This is a genomic window from Mesorhizobium huakuii (genome assembly GCF_014189455.1).
In the GTDB taxonomy this organism is placed as follows: Bacteria; Pseudomonadota; Alphaproteobacteria; order Rhizobiales; family Rhizobiaceae; genus Mesorhizobium; species Mesorhizobium huakuii_A.
Genome location: NZ_CP050296.1, coordinates 139,549 through 157,011 on the forward strand (window position 1 = coordinate 139,549; position 17,463 = coordinate 157,011).

The 17,463-nt window shown below is 63.3% G+C and carries 13 protein-coding genes and 2 pseudogenes; 2 read left to right on the forward strand and 13 right to left on the reverse strand.

Going from position 1 to position 17,463, the window contains the following annotated elements:
• Positions 1–136: 136 nt before the first annotated feature.
• From HB778_RS00690 to HB778_RS00725, 8 genes and pseudogenes are all read right to left on the reverse strand, one after another.
• The gene (locus HB778_RS00690; protein WP_183460636.1) at positions 137–496 is read right to left on the reverse strand and encodes a nitrile hydratase accessory protein; all 360 of its coding nucleotides are present in this window, start codon (positions 494–496) and stop codon (positions 137–139) included.
• The gene (nthB, locus tag HB778_RS00695; RefSeq protein ID WP_183460638.1) at positions 483–1,142 is read right to left on the reverse strand and encodes a nitrile hydratase subunit beta; all 660 of its coding nucleotides are present in this window, start codon (positions 1,140–1,142) and stop codon (positions 483–485) included. Before nthB ends, HB778_RS00690 begins: the two co-directional genes overlap by 14 nt.
• The gene (gene nthA, locus HB778_RS00700) at positions 1,139–1,744 is read right to left on the reverse strand and encodes a nitrile hydratase subunit alpha (protein WP_183460640.1); all 606 of its coding nucleotides are present in this window, start codon (positions 1,742–1,744) and stop codon (positions 1,139–1,141) included. Before nthA ends, nthB begins: the two co-directional genes overlap by 4 nt.
• A 78-nt stretch (positions 1,745–1,822) precedes the next feature.
• Positions 1,823–4,983 (reverse strand): annotated as a pseudogene (locus HB778_RS00705) (efflux RND transporter permease subunit).
• On the reverse strand, positions 4,980–6,245 hold the full coding sequence (locus tag HB778_RS00710) for an efflux RND transporter periplasmic adaptor subunit (protein WP_183460643.1): 1,266 nt from the start codon (positions 6,243–6,245) through the stop codon (positions 4,980–4,982). Before HB778_RS00710 ends, HB778_RS00705 begins: the two are co-directional and overlap by 4 nt.
• Positions 6,246–6,458: 213 nt before the next feature.
• Positions 6,459–7,055 carry a LysE family translocator gene (locus tag HB778_RS00715; RefSeq protein WP_183460645.1) on the reverse strand — a complete coding sequence of 199 codons (597 nt, stop codon included), beginning with the start codon at positions 7,053–7,055 and terminating at the stop codon, positions 6,459–6,461.
• 116 nt (positions 7,056–7,171) lie between these two features.
• Positions 7,172–7,747 (reverse strand): acetolactate synthase small subunit, encoded by a 576-nt coding sequence (gene ilvN / locus HB778_RS00720; RefSeq protein WP_183460648.1) that lies wholly within the window; start codon positions 7,745–7,747, stop codon positions 7,172–7,174.
• A gap of 78 nt (positions 7,748–7,825) precedes the next feature.
• Positions 7,826–9,607 carry an acetolactate synthase 3 large subunit gene (locus tag HB778_RS00725; RefSeq protein ID WP_183460650.1) on the reverse strand — a complete coding sequence of 594 codons (1,782 nt, stop codon included), beginning with the start codon at positions 9,605–9,607 and terminating at the stop codon, positions 7,826–7,828.
• Positions 9,608–10,081: 474 nt separating this feature from the next.
• On the opposite strand from HB778_RS00725, the gene HB778_RS00730 reads away from it, so the two are divergent.
• Entirely contained in the window at positions 10,082–11,884 is a 1,803-nt protein-coding gene (locus tag HB778_RS00730; protein ID WP_183460651.1) for an NAD(P)/FAD-dependent oxidoreductase, read from the forward strand.
• A gap of 89 nt (positions 11,885–11,973) precedes the next feature.
• Here the strand turns inward: HB778_RS00730 and HB778_RS00735 are convergent, their stop codons facing one another.
• The 3 genes from HB778_RS00735 to tmpA form a co-directional block, all read right to left on the reverse strand.
• The gene (locus HB778_RS00735; protein ID WP_183460654.1) at positions 11,974–13,131 is read right to left on the reverse strand and encodes a PcfJ domain-containing protein; all 1,158 of its coding nucleotides are present in this window, start codon (positions 13,129–13,131) and stop codon (positions 11,974–11,976) included.
• Between the two features lie 712 nt (positions 13,132–13,843).
• Positions 13,844–14,428: a (R)-1-hydroxy-2-trimethylaminoethylphosphonate oxygenase gene (gene tmpB, locus HB778_RS00740; protein ID WP_183460656.1), complete on the reverse strand. Its 585-nt coding sequence runs from the start codon at positions 14,426–14,428 to the stop codon at positions 13,844–13,846.
• Complete coding sequence (gene tmpA, locus HB778_RS00745; protein ID WP_183460663.1) at positions 14,425–15,576, reverse strand: 2-trimethylaminoethylphosphonate dioxygenase; 1,152 nt, start codon at positions 15,574–15,576, stop codon at positions 14,425–14,427. Before tmpA ends, tmpB begins: the two co-directional genes overlap by 4 nt.
• Positions 15,577–15,696: 120 nt before the next feature.
• Here tmpA and HB778_RS00750 point away from each other — a divergent pair, with 120 nt between their 5' ends.
• A complete protein-coding gene (locus HB778_RS00750; protein WP_183460664.1) occupies positions 15,697–16,584 on the forward strand; it encodes a LysR family transcriptional regulator in 888 nt (295 codons plus the stop codon).
• Between the two features lie 10 nt (positions 16,585–16,594).
• Here HB778_RS00750 and HB778_RS00755 read toward each other — a convergent pair.
• A pseudogene (locus tag HB778_RS00755) lies at positions 16,595–17,125 on the reverse strand (GNAT family N-acetyltransferase).
• A gap of 29 nt (positions 17,126–17,154) precedes the next feature.
• A complete protein-coding gene (locus HB778_RS00760) occupies positions 17,155–17,463 on the reverse strand; it encodes a hypothetical protein (RefSeq protein ID WP_027044842.1) in 309 nt (102 codons plus the stop codon).

Genomic DNA, 17,463 nt, shown 5'->3' on the forward strand with positions numbered 1-17,463 from the left:
AGACCGGATTCGCAAGGGAAAGACAAGACAGTCGCCACCATCATCGACGCGTCGCGAACGCCTCAGCGCCGCCGACGGTAAGGCTATCAGGAGCAAACAAGAACGTAAAGAGAACAACCGGTAAGACCACTACGACCTATCTGGTCGGTCCGGGATCGTTCTCCAGCAGGATCGGCTTACCGTGTGGCGTGGCATGTGCGGCGCGCTCCCAGGCCTGCGCCATCGCATCGACATCGGGCCTGGCGGCCAGCCCCTTGGAGGCAAGCAGGCTTTCCAGCGCCGCCAGCCAATGCTCGTAATAGTCATGACCGTCGGCTGCCGCACCCGGCTTCTTCACCTCTGCCGAGAGCGCCTGCGCCCACTCGCTCCACGAGAACAGGCCCTTGTCATGCAACGCCACCGTCATGGCGAACGCCTCGGCCTGCCAGGGCTCGGCGAAAACCGGCGCATCGAGGCCCACGGGCAAATCGGCAGCGGTCCCGTCAGGCCGGCTCAAGATAGCTCTCCCAGGCGTCGATCGAGACGGTCAATGTCGGGTCTGCGCCCTCGCCCCAGATCTCCGTGCCGTCGAAAACCACGGTATAGACCCATTGCGGATTTTCGCCTTGCCCATGCGCATTGCTGTCGGGAAAGACGAAGCCATCGCGCACTGCCTCGATCCTGCCCGGCTTGCCGCGCGCGTAGCGCGGCAGCCTGGTGTGGGTGGTCGGGTTGAAATTCTTCGTCCGCACGGCGTCGCCGGCCTTGAACCGCGCCGGCTCCGCCATCGGCCGGTTGCAGGGACCGCCCTTGGCCAGCACGGCAGGAACGTTTTCCGCCTTCAGCACCCGTTTCGGGGTCGCCGCGGCGTCGATCGCCTCACCCGCCTCGAGATCGCGGTCGCTGACGAAACCATGGCGCTTGAGCAGCACCTCCAGCGCCTTGATCCAGATCTGGTAGTAGCTGGAGGAATAATAGTCGGCCGGATGCAGCGATTCCCGCGCATGCCGGCTTTCGTCGATGGTCCAGGCGCCCATGGCGCCGGCCGTCAGCGTCACGCCGAGCGCCCGCCTTTCCCAATCGGCATGGAAATAGGGTTCGTCCTTTTCGGGCGCAACTGGGCCGAAGCCCATCTGCCCGCCGAGATCGTGCGGCCCGTTCATGCCGGCTCCGTCGCGACTGCCGTGCCGATCATCGCATCGCGGCTCACCAGAGCGGCCAGCCGATCCTCGCTCCAGCCTTCGGTGCCCTTCGGCCGCATCGGCACGACGAGATAGCGCAGTTCAGCCGTCGAGTCCCAGACGCGTATCTTGGTCTCGGCCGGCAGCGTCAGCCCGAATTCCGCGAGCACGCCGCGCGGATCGATCACCGCGCGCGAGCGATAGGGCGGCGCTTTGTACCAGACCGGCGGCAGGCCGAGCACCGACCATGGATAGCAGGAGCACAAAGTGCAGACGACGAGGTTGTGCGTATCCCCGGTATTGAACACCGCCTGCATGTGCTCGCCCTGGCGGCCGGTATAGCTCAGCGATTCGATCGCCGCCGTCGCGTCGCGCTTGAGCCAATCGGCAAAAGCGGGATCGCTCCAGGCCTTCGCCACCACCCTGGCGCCATTGCGCGGGCCGATCTTGGTCTCGTAAGTGTCGACGATGACGTCGATCGCCGTTGGATCGATCAGCCCCTTGCGGGTCAGGATGGTTTCCAGCGCACGCACGCGCGCGGCAAACGGATCGAGTTCGTTGTCGTGGTCATGATCATGGGACATGGCCACAAATTACGGTTCCGACCCGCTGGCTGCAAGCATGACGGCTTGGGCCAGCGGAAATCAGCGTCCGCTGGCCGGCTATTCGGCGGCCGTCTTTTGCGGCTCGACCGGGATGTCGTCGTTGATGCCGAACAGCGAAGGCTGCTCGGGATTCTCGACCGCGGGCAAGTCGGGCTTGCGCTTGGGCATCAGCCCGACCAGCCACCCCGAGAAATTCTCCATGTAGACGTAGATCACCGGTGTCACGAACAGGGTCAGCGCCTGCGAGGCGAGCAGGCCGCCGACAACGGCAACGCCCAGCGGCTGGCGCAGCTCGGCGCTGGCACCGGTGCCGAGCGCGATCGGGAACGTGCCCATCAGTGCCGCCAGCGTCGTCATCATGATCGGCCTGAAACGCATCAGGCAGGCCTTGTGGATGGAGTCCTTGGCGGACATGCCTTCTCGTCGCAATTCGAGCGCGACATCGACCATCATGATGCCGTTCTTCTTGACGATGCCGATCAGCATCAGAATGCCGATCACCGCGATCACGGACAGATCCATGCCGGCGAAGCGCAAGGCAACGACCGCGCCCAACACCGCCGACGGCAGGCCGGTGAGGATTGTGAGCGGGTGGATGAAGCTCTCATACAGAATGCCGAGCACGATATAGATGGTCAGGATCGCGCCGCCGACCAGCAGGCCCTGGTTGGCCAGTGAGTCCTGGAAGGTCTTGGCCGTGCCGGCAAAGGTGGTCGAGATCGCCGTCGGCATGCCGATCTGCTCTTTGAGCGCGTTGATGCGCGTCACGCTGTCGCCCAGCGCCACGCCTTGCGGCAGATTGTAGGAGATGGTCACGGCGGGAAGCTGGCCGAGCTGGTTGACCGTCAAGGCGCCGGCCGTGCGGTCGACCCGGGCGAAGGCGCCAAGCGGAACCAGAGAGCCGCTCGCCGTCCGCATCTGGATGGCGAGCATCCGCTCGGGCGACCACTCGATCTTGGGATCGAGCTCGGTGATGACTTCGTAGCTGTCGGCCGAACCGAAGATCGTCGAAACCTGGTCGGTGCCGAAACCGCCATAGAGGGCGGAGCGCAGCGTGTCGGTATCGATGCCGAGCTGGGCAGCCTTGTCGCGATCGATGACCAGCGATGCCTGCAGCGCATTGTTCTGCAGGTCGCTGGTGACGTCGGTGAAGGTCGTGTGGTCGGCCGCCATCGCGTCATTCAGTTTCTGCGCCCACTGGTCGGTCAGGCCCGTATCGAGGCCCTGAACCACGAGCTGGTAGGCACTGGCCGACGACCGTGAACCGAGCCGCAGGTTCTGCACCGGCTGCATGTAGGTCTCGATGCCCGCCACGCCGGCCAGTTGCTTGCGCAGGTCAGCCTGCACCTTCTCGATGTCGGGTCGCTGGCTCTTGTCCTTCAACTGCACATAGAGCTGGCCCTGGTTCAGTGCATTGTTGCCGCTGCCTGCCGACCATGCCACATGCGAAACATAGGGCGAATGGGAAAAGACGCTTGCCACCTGCCCCTGCAGCTTCACCATGGCGTCAAAAGAAATGTCCTGGCGCGCAATGGTCGTCACCGAGATCTGGCTGATATCCTCCTGCGGGAAGAAGCCCTTCGGCGAGGCCTGGATCAGCCACACCGACGCCGCCGCGGTGCCGACAAAGACGAGGAACACCAGGAAGGTGTGCCGCAGGCAGAAAGTCAGAACCCGGTCGTAGCCGCGTGTGATGAGGTCCTGCTTATGGCCAGGGCCATGCTTGTCGCGATCGGCCTTGGTCACCGACAGCAGCCGCGAGCACAGCATCGGCGTCAGCGTCAGCGACACGAACATCGACGCCAGGATGGCGACCGTCACGACGACGGCGAACTCGTTGAAGATGCGCCCGATGACGCCGCCCATCAGCAGAACCGGGATGAACACGGCCACCAGCGAGATCGAGATCGAGATGATGGTGAAGCCGATTTCGCGCGCGCCCTTCAGCGACGCATCGAAGGCCGACAACCCATCCTCTTCCATATGGCGGAAGATGTTTTCCAACATCACGATGGCGTCGTCGACGACGAGGCCCACCGCCAGCGTCAGGCCCATCAGCGATATGTTGTCGATGGAAAAGCCGAACAGGAACATCGCGCCGAGCGTGGCGATCAGCGAGATCGGCACCGCCACGGCCGGGATAATGGTCGCCGTCACCCGGCGCAGGAACACGAAGATCACCATCACCACCAGCGCGATGGTCAACAGCAGCGTGAACTGCACGTCGTTGACGGCCTGGCGGATGGAGGTCGAACGGTCGTTGAGCAGTTTTATCTGGGCGGCGCCCGGCATCTGGTCCTGGAAGGACGGCAGCATCGCCTTCACCCTGTCGACGACGTCGACCGTGTTGGCATCGGGCTGGCGTTGCACCGCCATGATGATCGCGCGGGTACCATCGTACCAACTTGCGGTCGTCGTCGTCTGCACCCAATCGACGACGCGGGTCACCTCGCCCAGCCGTACCGGGTGGCCATTCTTGGTTGCGATGATGAGGTTGGAGAAGCCGGCGGCGTTGGTCAGCTGGGTGTTGGCGGTGATGGTTAGTTGCTGCTTGTTGTTCTGCAGCACACCGAGAGGCGTATTGCTGTTGGCCGACGCGACAGCCGCCTGCAGCTGATCGATCGAGATGCCGCGCGCGGCAAGCGCGGTCGGGTCGATCTGGATGCGCACGGCATATTTCTGCTGGCCGAAGATCGAGACCTGCGCGACGCCGTCGATGGTCGACAGCGACGGCGAGATGACGTTTTCGGCGAAGGCATCAAGATCTGTCAGCGGAACCGTGTCGCTGACCAGCGACATCAGGAGGATCGGCGCGTCGGCTGGATTGACCTTGCGGTAGCTTGGCGGCGACGTCATTTGCGGCGGCAATGATTTTTGCGTGCGCGCGATCGCGGCCTGCACGTCCGCGCCGCCGCGTCGATGTCACGGTTGAGCACGAACTGGATGGCGATCGAGGTCTGGCCGAGCGAGTTGGTGGTCGAAATGGAATCGATGCCGGCGATGGTCGCGAATTGCTTGATCAGCGGCGTCGCCACCGATGTCGCCATGGTTTCCGGCGAGGCGCCCGGCAGCGAAGCCGAGACATTGACCACGGGGAATTCGGCGCTCGGAAGTGCCGCCACCGGCAGGAACTTGTAGGCGAACAGTCCGCCCAGCACGAGGGCGAATGACATCAGAAGGGTGGCAACGGGTCTGCGAATGCAGAATTCGGAGATCATCGGGCCGCCTCGCCTGTGTTGGTCTCCTGGGCCACCTTGGGTGCGGCTGCCGCGGCACCCTCATGCACGGCGGCGCCATTCTTCAGCCTCGTCTGGCCTTCCGTCACCACTTTCTCACCGGCCTTCACGCCCTGGCTGATGGCGCTGTTTTGGCCTTCGGTCAGCGCCACCTGCACCGGCCGCATCTCGACCGTGTTGTCCGGCTTGACCACATAGACGAACGGCCCGCTCTGGCTGGGCTGCACCGCGACGGTCGGAACGGAGGTCATCTGCGGCATGATGCCGGCGTCGAGGATGACATTCACATACTGGCCGGGCCACAGCGAAAGGTCCGCATTCGGTATGCTCGCCCGCGTGGCGATCGTGCCCGACGCGGTGTCGACGCTGGAATCGACGAAATCGAGCGTGCCCTTGCCGATCGGCGTCGGATCGCCGTCCTTGGTCAAGGTCACGGCGCCTTGCTGCGGATTGGCAAGCGCCTTGTGCAGCAGCGCCAGGTTGCTTTCCGGCAGATTGAAGTTGACCTGCAGCGGGTCCATCTCGGTGATGGTCACCAGCGGCGTCGAGGTGCTGGAGTTGCCATTGCTGGTGGTAACGAGATCACCGACGGCAACGCTGACAGCGCCAAGCCTGCCGGAAATCGGTGCGGTGATGGTGGCAAAGCCAAGCTGGACGTTGTCGGCGTCGATCGTCGCCTTGTCGGCATCGACGGTGGCGGCCGCAGCCTTCTGCGCGGCTACGGCCTGGTCGTAGGTCTGCTGTGTACCGGCCTGCTTGGCGACAAGGTCCTTGGCGCGCTGAAGATCGGAATTCGAACTGGCAAGCAGCGCCTGGTCCTTGGCGAGCGTGGCCTGGTCCTTGGCGAGTTGCGCCTTGAGCGCGCGGTCATCGAGCTGGAACAGAACGTCGCCGGCCTTCACCATCTGGCCGTCCTTGACATCGATCGACACGATCTGGCTGGAGACCCGTCCGTTGATGTTGACCACAGCTGGAGAGGAGACGAAGCCGATGGCATAGCGCCGGATCGGGAAGTCGGCCGTCGTTGCCGTCGCCGAAACAATCGAGGCCGAACGGGCGCCATTGCCGCCGGCCCCCTGCTTGCCCCCTGCTGCCTGCTTGTCACCTGCCGCTTTGTCTGATGTCGCGACCTGCTTTACGCCGATGAGCTGCTGAACCTTGCCCAGCGCGTCGGGCGAAAGGTAGAGCCAGGCCGCGCCCGCACAGGCGATCGCAAGCAATGAAAGGATGACTTTTCCACGCATCGACAAAGGCCTCTCCGTCCGACACGCCATAGCCAGGTGGTCGTATTCTAGCGCAACTCACGGCTGATTGCCGCGATTTCGCCGAATAGATAGGACACGCATTTGTTGGAAAAGGGCCAAAACACGGCATTACGAAGATTTAATGTGCACTGCACAATGGATAGGCAGCCGGCTATGGCTACCGGCCAAAGCCCGTTGAACCGTCGGGCAGCCCTATTTGAGCATCGGCCAAAGGGTCGCTGCCAAGAGTACGCCCATGGCGATGTTGAACCATTTCAGTCGCACCGGATCCGACAGGAATCCCCGCAACGCCGTGCCGAATCCTGCCCATATCGAAACGCTCGGCAGGTTGACGATGGTGAAGGCGATCGAGATCAACACCACCGACAGGAACGGATGCTCGGCATTGGCATAGACAGCCATGGCGGTGATCGCCATCACCCAGGCCTTGGGATTGACCCACTGGAATGCCGCCGCATCGATGAAGCGCATCGGCCGCGCTTCCGCCGCACCCTTGCCGCCCAATGAGCGCGACATGGCGATCTTCCAGGCGAGATAGAGCAGATAGGCGGCACCGGCGATCGTCAGTCCAGTGTGCAGCGCCGGAAACGCCGTCAACACAGCGCCAAGGCCGAGGCCGACGGCAAGCAACAGCACCAGGAAGCCCATGCTGATGCCCAGCATGTGCGGCACCGTCCTGGCGATGCCGAAATTGACGCCGGATGCCAAGAGCATGAGGTTGTTCGGCCCCGGCGTGATCGAGGTCACGAAGGCATAGACGAGCAGTGCGAGGAATGCGTCGAGTGACATGTTATCCTCCCAGATACGTCAGCATCATTGTCGCTTTTCGCCGACTGCGCAAAGCCCAGCGCCCGGCCACTGATCGAGCCAGGCGTTGAGCGGATCTCTTTGCGCGGTAGCGGGTTCTACATCCCTTGCGGGCCGCGGTTCATCGCTGCCACGCCGGTGCGACAGATCTCGACCAGGCCGAGCGGCTTCATGATGGCGATGAACTGGTCAATCTTGGTGCCCTTGCCGGTGATCTCGAAGATGAAATGCTCGGTATTGGCGTCGATGACCGAGGCGCGGAAGGCGTCGGCCAGCCGCAGCGCCTCGACACGGGCGTCGCCGGTGCCGGCGACCTTGACCAGCGCCAGTTCCCGCTCCAGCGGCCGCTCCTGTCCGAATTCGTGCGAACGCACGGTCAGATCGACCACGCGATGCACCGGCACGATGCGCTCGAGCTGATGCTTGATCTGCTCCAGCACATGCGGCGTGCCGCGCGTCACGATGGTGATGCGCGACAGGTGCTTCTCATGCTCCGTTTCGGAGACGGTCAGGCTCTCGATGTTGTAGCCGCGACCGGAAAACAGGCCGATGACCCGGGCAAGCACGCCCGGTTCGTTATCGACCAGCACGGAGAGCGTGTGGTTCTCCGGCCGTTCCGTTTCCTTGGCGATGAAGTAGGCGGAGCCGGTCGGTTGAAGGTGCTGTGCGTTCATGACATGGATCTCAAATTCTTGATCTAATTCTTTGTTTGCGCACGGCTTCTTTCGACAAGCCCTGCCTTGGCTATCGGTTTACACCAGTTCCCTGCCCTTGGCGTCGATGGCGTTGGCCACGGCCTCGTCGGTGGCCTCGTCCGGCAACAGCATCTCGTTGTGTGCCTTGCCCGACGGGATCATCGGGAAGCAGTTGGCGAGGTTCGCCACGCGGCAATCGAACAGCACCGGTTTCCTGACCGAGATCATCTCCTTGATGGCGTCGTCCAGCTCGTCCGGCTTCTCGCAGCGTATGCCGTGGCCGCCATAGGCCTCCGCCAGCTTGACGAAGTCCGGCATCGCCTCGGTGTAGGAATGCGACAGCCGGTTGCCGTGCAGCAGCTGCTGCCACTGGCGCACCATGCCCATATACTGGTTGTTGAGGATGAAGATCTTGATCGGCGCCTTGTACTGCACCGCCGCGCTCATCTCCTGCATCGTCATCTGCACCGAGGCATCGCCTGCGATGTCGATGACCAGCGCATCGGGATGCGCGATCTGCACGCCGAGCGCCGCCGGTAGGCCGTAGCCCATCGTGCCCAGCCCGCCCGACGTCATCCAGCGGTTCGGCTTTTCGAAATGATAATGCTGCGCGGCCCACATCTGGTGCTGGCCGACCTCGGTGGTGATGTAGGTGTCCTTGTCCTTGGTCAGTTCGTAGAGCCGCTGGATGGCGTATTGCGGCATGATCACGTCGTGGTTCATCTTGTAGGCGAGTGAATCGCGACCGCGCCATTTGGCGATCTGCTCCCACCAGGGATAGAGCGCCTTCTTGTCGGCCTTCGCGGTTGCCCGCCACAGCCGCACCATATCCTCCAGCACCCGGCCGACATCGCCGATGATCGGCACTTCGGTGTGCACGTTCTTGTTGATCGACGACGGGTCGATGTCGATGTGGATCTTCTTCGAGTTCGGCGAAAATGCATTGAGCCGCCCGGTGATGCGGTCGTCAAAGCGTGCGCCGATGCAGATCATCACGTCGCAATCATGCATGGCCATGTTGGCCTCGTAAGTGCCGTGCATGCCGAGCATGCCGACCCAGTTCTTGCCCGATGCCGGATAGGCGCCCAGGCCCATCAGCGTCGAGGTGATCGGGAAACCGGTGAGGTCGACCAGTTCGCGCAGCAGATGGCTCGCTTCCGGACCGGAATTGATGACACCGCCGCCCGAATAGATGATCGGCTTCTTGGCACCGGCCATCAGCTCGACAGCGGCCTTGATCTTCTCCAGATCGCCCTGGACCTTGGGCTGATAGCTGGTGCGCGGTGCGATCTGCGGCGGGACATAAAACCCCTTGGCGAACTGCACGTCCTTGGGGATGTCGACCACAACCGGACCGGGACGGCCCGTGGTCGCGACGTGGAAAGCCTCGTGGATGGTCGCGGCGAGCTCGTTCACGTCCTTCACCAACCAATTGTGCTTGGTGCAGGGCCGCGTAATGCCGACCGTGTCGCATTCCTGGAACGCGTCGGAGCCGATCAGCGAAGTCGGCACCTGTCCGGTCAGGCAGACCAGCGGGATCGAATCCATCAGCGCGTCCTGCAGCGGCGTCACCGCATTGGTGGCGCCGGGGCCTGATGTCACCAGCATGACGCCCGCCTTGCCTGTCGAGCGCGCATAACCTTCGGCCGCATGGCCCGCGCCCTGCTCGTGGCGCACCAGAATGTGCTCAACCTCGTCCTGTTGGAAAATCTCGTCGTAGATCGGAAGAACCGCGCCGCCGGGATAGCCGAAGACATGCTTGACGCCATTGTCCTTCAGCGCCTGCACCACCATTTCGGCGCCCGTCATTTCGCGCCGCTCACTTTGTCCGTTGCTCATCGGTCTGGTCCCGTACTGTCGCCGCTTGGGCGTTGCCATTTGGGTGTAATTGGTCGTTTAGTCGTGTTTCAGGCAATAAAAAAGGCCCCCGAGGGAGCCTGTGTGTTGCGCATGGGAGGTTTTCGCCCGGCGGTTACACCGCCTTGCCCACGCGCCTTCCTACGAGAATGAGTGCCTTTTTCATGGTCGCGGACACTACGGGCGGGCAAGGCGCCCTGTCAACGGCAAAAATCACGCCGGCGATGAAGGCGCTCCGCAATTCGACAAATGGCCGTCACGATTTCGCGATGGACACCGCATCGTGCCTACATCACGCAAACCCAGACCGGCTCGCAAGCGGCATTTTCCGGATAAGTCCTTGAAGCCACGCGAAACTATGGTGGGGCGTGACGAACGCCGTCCTCTCTGCCGATACTTGATCGTCCGGCTCGGGAGGAGCCACCACGACGGCCAGGATTTCACGGAGGAAGACTTATGCTCGACAAGGCCCCAAGCAAGAAACTGTCCGACCTGCTCGACCAATTCGGCGGGGCGCTGGCCGCCAATGACATCGACAAGGCCGTCGGTTGTTTCCAGGAGGACTGCTATTGGCGCGACCTCGTCACCTTCACCTGGAACATCAAGACCATGGAAGGCCGCGATCAGGTGCGCGACATGCTGGAGAGCCAGTTGTCGAAGACAAAGCCGTCGCATTGGACGCTCGCCAAGGGTGAGGACGCGACCGAGAGCGGAGGGATGATCGAGGGCTGGATCAGTTTCGAGACCGAACTGGCGCGCGGCTTTGGCCATATCAGGCTGAAGGACGGCAAGATCTGGACGCTGCTGACCACCATGGTCGAATTGAAAGGCCACGAGGAACCGGCCGGCTTCGCGCGGCCGATGGGCGCCAAACATGGCTCGGGCAAGAACCGTCCGACATGGAAGGAAGAGCGTGAGAAGGAGGCCGCCGAACTCGGCTTCAAGACGCAGCCCTACACGCTTATCATCGGCGGCGGCCAGGGCGGCATCGCGCTCGGCGCAAGGCTGCGGCAGCTCGGCGTCCCGACCATCATCGTCGAGAAGAACGAGCGGGCCGGCGACAGCTGGCGCAAGCGCTACAAGTCGCTCTGCCTGCACGACCCGGTCTGGTACGACCATCTGCCCTATATCGATTTCCCAAAGAACTGGCCGGTCTTCTCGCCCAAGGACAAGATCGGCGACTGGCTGGAAATGTACACCAAGGTGATGGAGCTGAACTACTGGTCGGCGACCGAGGCCAAGAGCGCCTCCTATGACGACAAGAAGAAGGAGTGGACCGTCGTCGTCCACCGCGACGGCAAGGACATCACCCTGAAGCCCAAGCAATTGGTGCTGGCGACCGGACAATCCGGCAAGGCCAATCTGCCGAAATTCAAGGGCATGGAGACCTTCAAGGGTGACCAGCATCACTCCTCGAAGCACCCCGGCCCCGACGCCTATGCCGGGAAGAGAGCCGTTGTCATCGGCTCCAACAATTCCGCCCACGACATCGCGGCCGCACTTTGGGAAGCCGGCGCCGACGTCACCATGGTGCAGCGCTCGAGCACCCATATCTCCAGATCCGACACGTTGATGGAGATCGGGCTGGGGTCGCTCTACTCGGAGCGGGCAGTGCAGAACGGCATCACCACGGCCAAGGCCGATCTCATCTTCGCGTCGCTGCCCTACAAGATTCTGCACGAGTTCCAGATCCCGGCCTATGCCGAGATGAAGAAACGCGACGCGGCGTTCTACAAGGGACTGGAAAAGGCCGGTTTCATGCTCGATTGGGGCGATGACGCGTCCGGCCTGTTCATGAAGTACCTCAGGCGCGGCTCTGGCTATTACATCGACGTCGGCGCCTCCCAGTTGGTCATCGATGGTTTGATCAAGCTGAAAAGCGGCGTCGACGTCGACGAGATCAAGCAGCATTCGGTTGTGCTCAGTGACGGATCGGAACTGCCCGCGGATCTCATCGTCTACGCCACCGGCTATGGCTCGATGAACGGCTGGGCCGCCGATCTGATATCTCCCGAAACCGCCGACAAGGTCGGCAAATGCTGGGGCCTTGGCTCCAACACCACCAAGGATCCCGGCCCCTGGGAAGGCGAGTTGCGCAACATGTGGAAGCCGACGCAGCAGGAGGCGCTGTGGTTCCATGGCGGCAATCTGCACCAGTCGCGCCACTATTCGCAGTTCCTGTCGCTGCAGTTGAAGGCCAGGCACGCCGGACTGCCGACACCAGTCTACGGGCTGCAGAAGGTGCACCACAAGGGATAGCCGGCAAGCTCGGGAGGCCTTCCGCCATCCCGCATCGGCAATGAGAAAAGTATGCCCCGCGCGGCATGTCCGCCGCGCGGGGTTTCGTTTCAGTCGCGCAGCGACACGCCCTTCGCCTTGGCCCAACGCTCGAGGATCTTGCGCTCGTCCGGGGTAGCCAGACGATTGCCGAAACCGCGCACCTGGACCGCCCGGTGCTGCGGATCGAGCTCGATCGTCAGCAAGCGCTCGATCTTGCCGAGCGCCTTGCGCCGCAGCGCCCAGATCGAGGCATAGCCGGCAATGCATTTGGTCGCATAGGACGACACGCAATGATGCATCGCCCTCGACTCGGCAACGAGGTCCTCCGCCGTCTTCAACTGGCGGATGGAGAACCACTCGCCATGCGCCTTCGCCTCCTTCGGCGGCGGAGCCCATTCCCAGTCCTGCAGGCGCGAGCCGGCCCATGCGTTGTTCTGCACCGGTGCGCCGACGGCGGGTTGAGCCCGCGCGGCGGCACGCCGGCGCATCGCCTCGATGCGTTCGATCGCGGCAAGATCGCGATGCCAGTCCGACATCTGCCGGTTCAGCGAGGCAAGCGTGCGGCCCTTCAACCTATACGCCTTGTCGCGCCGATGCATGGCGGCCATGTAGTCGCTGAGGTCGTCGATCTCCTCCTTCGAGGCAGGGTGCTCGCAGAAGAAGCGCGCCACCTCGCGCCAGAAAGCCAGATCGCCGCGCGGCGTGCGCGCGATTTTCGTGCGCGCAAGTCGCCCAGCCAGCCCGCAATCCTCGGTGTAGGACCGCGCGATCGCAAACCAGAACGCCTCGTCGAAGGCAAAGTCGCCGGCCACGTTGAGGAAGCAATGCACCTCCTTACGCGACAGCCACGCATTGGCGCCCGCCTTGTAGAGCGAGTTGCCGCCCGCAGCCGCGATGTACCACGTCTTGCGCAGCTTGATCTCAGCGGCATCGAGCCCCGAACCGTCAAGCCAGATCGCTTCGAGCGCAGCCGGGACCGGGTAGAGGGCAAAGAGATGACGTGCTGCCGCCAGCCGCAAACGCGCGGGGTCACGCGTCTTCAGCTTCGGACGCCACAACCTGCCATCGCGAACCGCCATGCCGAAGCCGCGGTGTGCTTCCTCGAGCGCCCGCTCGAAATCCGGAGCGGGACGCGGCATGGCGGAAACCCGCCGCAGCGATGCTTGATATGCTTCAGTGCGTAGGCGCTCGGCGTCCTGCCTGCGCTGGATCATGGACCTGGCCATGGCCGTTCTTCCCGATTGGAACCCTGTCAGCCGCACGCAAATCCAGCGCCGGCACGGAATGTGTCGATCTGGGTTGGCGTGACATTTGACAGGTCTCCTCTGGAGATGACGGTTGGAATGGGCGGGCTCTAGGCTCACAGACAGGTTGGAGCAAGAGACATTCTTCTAATGTTTACAATGACATGAAAGAGTGTTGCAAAGGCGCATCTCAGGCCTTCAGGCAGCCGCGATCGTCGGCCGGGGCGTGTCGGCTCCCACCGTCTCATTGATATCAGCGGCGTCGATGCAGCCGTGGGACAATGACCGCCGCACACATAGCAACTCGGCGGTCGTCAGATCGTCTGGAAATTGGGATCCGCTGTGGTGCGGCTCAGCCCGTTCGACCGCCGTGGAGGCGCGAAATGCGTGAACAAGTTCTCATCATGCCTCCTTCAAAAGTGTGGTCGATACGGCGTGCGGCGCAAAGAGCGCCGCATGTCGGGCGTGGCTAATACTCCTGAACCATCTCGACAGCAATATGGCGAACGTGGCCAGCATCGGGCGGCACGAACGAACCGACCGCGCCGAACTTTGCTGGCTGGGAAGGGACCGGTCGTTCGGCGCGGGCGTCAGTCAAGCGCTCGCGGCAGCTCTCCGGCCGGAATGCAGCCACCGCGTTTTCACCATCGAAGCAGAAACACATAGGCTGTCCCCTCTTGGTGATGAACCGCCGTCAGGCGCGATTGGCGAAATCGTGCACGACGCGCTGCAGCAGCGGCACGTAGTCGCGAAACGCCCGCGTCTTCATGTTGGCAACCTTGCCGCCCTCGTCCCAGATGCGGACCCGCACCGCTTCCTCATGGAACGGGTTCTTGCGGAAATCGGCCACCTCGTCGGCGCTCATCGGTCCGCCCTGCAGCGACAGCGTATGCACCGAAGCCGGCGACAGCCTGGAGAAATAGGTCGGGTCGGTGGCGCAGAGATAGCGCTTGGCCGCGACATGCAGCCTCACGCATTCGACGATGACCGGCGGGAAGAACGGCGCCAGCACCTCGCCTCCGGCCTCGTCATGGTGCTTGTCCTCGACATCGTCGGGCGAATAGGTGCCGAATTCGCTGGTGTAGTGGCCGATATCGTGCAGCAGCGCTGCCGCCACCAGCGCGTCGGGCGCGCCGTCCTGCTCCGCCAGCCATGCCCCTTGCAGCATGTGCTCGGACATCGTCACCGGCTCGCCGAGATAGGATTCCGCACCCCGGCGCTCGAAAATGTCGGCGATGAACTCGACGATGTTGTCAGCGTTCAGATCCTGGCCGCTCATTCCGCGGCCTCCTTGAAGCTGTGTTCGATCGCGGCGAGCGTCGACAGCAGGCCGTCCTTGTCGGCGTAACAGCCTTGCAGCCAGCGCTTGCCGGTGCCCGAGAATGCCTTGCGAGCATGCATGACGCGGGTGTTGTCGACGATGAAGGCTTGGCCCGCTTCCAGCTTGAACGTCACTTCGAAGGAGGGATCCTCGATCAGTTCGGCGAACCGGCGATAGGCGGCATAATAGGCGTCCATATCGGCGAAGGGCACGTCGACGACAGGTGCCAGCGAGCGGTTGTTGAAGCGGATGCAGATCAGCTCGCCATCCGGTCCGAGCTCGATCATCGGGCGCTTCGCCTGCAGCCGCACGCCGGATGAACCGGCATATTCAAAACGCGCCGGACAGGAACTCAACAGGCGGAAACCTTCGGGGTTTTCGGCCTGCAGCGCGGCCGCCACGGCAAAACCGTCGACCACGCTCGACTCGCCACCCTCCACCGTATTCTCGATGCAGGACAGGATCTGCAGCGTCGGCACCGGATCGCGATAGGGATTGTCAGTATGCGCCTGGAGGCCGAGATTGGTGTAAGCGAGATTGTTCGGATTGACCTCGGCGCGCACTTCGAACCAGCGGCCGTAATTGGTCTCCCTGATATAGCCGAACAGGTCGGAGACCTTGCACAGCGCCCCGGATTCGGCCGGCAGCCCGTCCATCACCGCAAAGCCATAGGTTCTCACCGCCGAAAGCCATTCGCGCAGGACGCCGCGGCTGTGAGAGGCCGCCGCGTATCTGGCGCGCGGCACCGAATTCTGCATCGTCGCCTTGGTCCAGCGCTGGACGATATCGCCCGTCCAACCCGGCTCGCGAGGCTCGTCGCGATCATAGGCGTTGGCACTCAGCCATTGCGCGGGAAAGCTGACGGTTTTTCCTTCCGGCACGAAGCTGACTTCCAGCGCGCCGTCCTTGATCGCGGCCGCGCCGATCCTCGTCCCGGCCGGAATGTCGAGGATGGTGATCAGCCGCTGGCCATTGCCGGCGCTGCGCGTCTTGTCGTCGAGCGCATTGTCGCGCAGCCACATGGCGTGAAAGCGGGTGCGCCTCCCGCCTTGCCAGCCAAGTTCGATTGTTCTGCCTTCGTCGCCAATCAGCGCGTGGGTGAGCATGGAGATCCGTTCCCGTCCTCTACGCCCCGCGGCCCGATCCGCAGGGTTTCGATTGCATGTTGGCCGCGCGGAAGGCATAACTCAAATTATCATTTTTTGGCCAAAGACCATAAATCTCTAATGCCTCGAAAACCCATTCCCGCTCTGCCTCCGCTCGACTGGCTGCGCAGTTTCGAGGCGGCGGCGCGGCTGTCGAATTTCACGGCGGCAGCGGCCGAACTCGGCCTGACCCAGGCCGCGGTCAGCCAGCATATCCGGCTGCTCGAGGAACGATTGAAGACGCGTCTGTTCTCGCGGCTGGCGCGCGGTGTCGCGCTATCGCCGGAGGGCGCTGCCTACCTCCCGCACATCCAGTCGGCCTTCGCCACCATCTCCAGCAGCACGACGGAACTGTTCGAGCCCCGCGCCGTCCAGACCGTCTCGATCCGGGTCCCGATTTCTTTCGCCTTGCTGATACTGGTCCCGGCGCTGCCCGATCTCGCCGCGGCGCTGCCGCGCATCCAGCTCGATCTGGTGACCATCCATAGGCCGGCCGACTATGATTTGCCGGGCTCTGCGCTCGACATCCGTTTCGGCAATGGGTTCTTTCCCGGACGCGAGGCCGACAGGCTTACCGCCGAGCGGCTTGTGCCGGTGGCAAGTCCGGCGCTTAGCGGTGCCGCCGATTGGACAGCCCTGCCGCTGCTTCTGGTCGCCGGCGCGCGCGAAATGTGGTCGGAATGGTTCGCGGCCGCCGGATTGGCCGGCCACCCCCAGCGGTCGCACCGCTTCGACAGTTTCGTCGCCGCGCTGGAAGCGGCGAGCGCCGGGGCCGGCGTGCTTCTGGGCTCGCGGCCGCTTGTGGACGCAGCACTCAAGAACAGGAGCCTAGTGCCGCTTTCCGATTTCGAACTCTCCAGCACCTCGGGCCATTTCTTGACCAAAGCATCGACCGCGCGACTGACCAGTGCCGAACAGGATTTTCGCCAGTGGTTGCTGAGGTATCTCTCCAGGGAGGCCTCGGCCTGAGCGGCGCGGACTATCGCGACGTCACGCCGATGCGCTTCCAGTAGATCAGCGTGCCGGTCAACCCGCCATGCGGCTTCAGCGCATAGTCCGGTATTTCGCCGGTCAGGGTGAAACCGAGTTTTTCGTAGAGGCCTGAGGCGCCCTCTTCCGTCGCGGTATCCAGCACCAGCAGCGTGCGCCCCTTCTCGACGGCAAGACGCTCGGCGGCCCGTATCAGCCGCGTTCCGACACCCCCTGCCCCGGTGTTCGACCGATGTCATCAGCTTGGCGATCTCGGCCCGGTGCGGCTGGTTGGGCGGGCAGTCGAGCAGCAGGGTGACGGTGCCGACCAGGACCTTGCCGTCCCAGGCACCGAGCACCACCCTTTCGCCTTTTGCCGCCGCGCCAGCGACCGTTCCCAGAATACGCTTGCCGCTTCCGGCGCCAGCGGATGCATGAAGCTGACCGAACCGCCGGCGGCAACCGTTTCGACCAGCAGGTCGGCCAGCATCGCCAGCGTTTCCGCACTGGCGCTCAGCGCTCCGATTTCGATGGAATTCATGCCTGGTCCTCTGGAAACGATGAATGGGCTCAGTCGAGATGCCGCACGCGCCGCCGCTTGCGCGCGGCCTTGATGGCGCTGATGCGTTCGGTGTCTTCTTCCCTGAGGTGCCGCCCACGCTCAAGGATTTCGAGCGTGTATTCCTCATAGGTCAGGCCCAGCCGCTCGGCCTTGTCCATGCGCATCAGCATGATTTCGCGGCTCGGCGCTTTCCATGCCTTGGCGTGCGCGGCCTGCCAGGCCAGGAAAATGTAAGGATCGCCCTTGCCCCAGGGCGGTCCCTTGTACTCGTCAAGAGGCGGCCCCCCATTGTGGGAGCGTTTTGGCCGTCTCGCCAT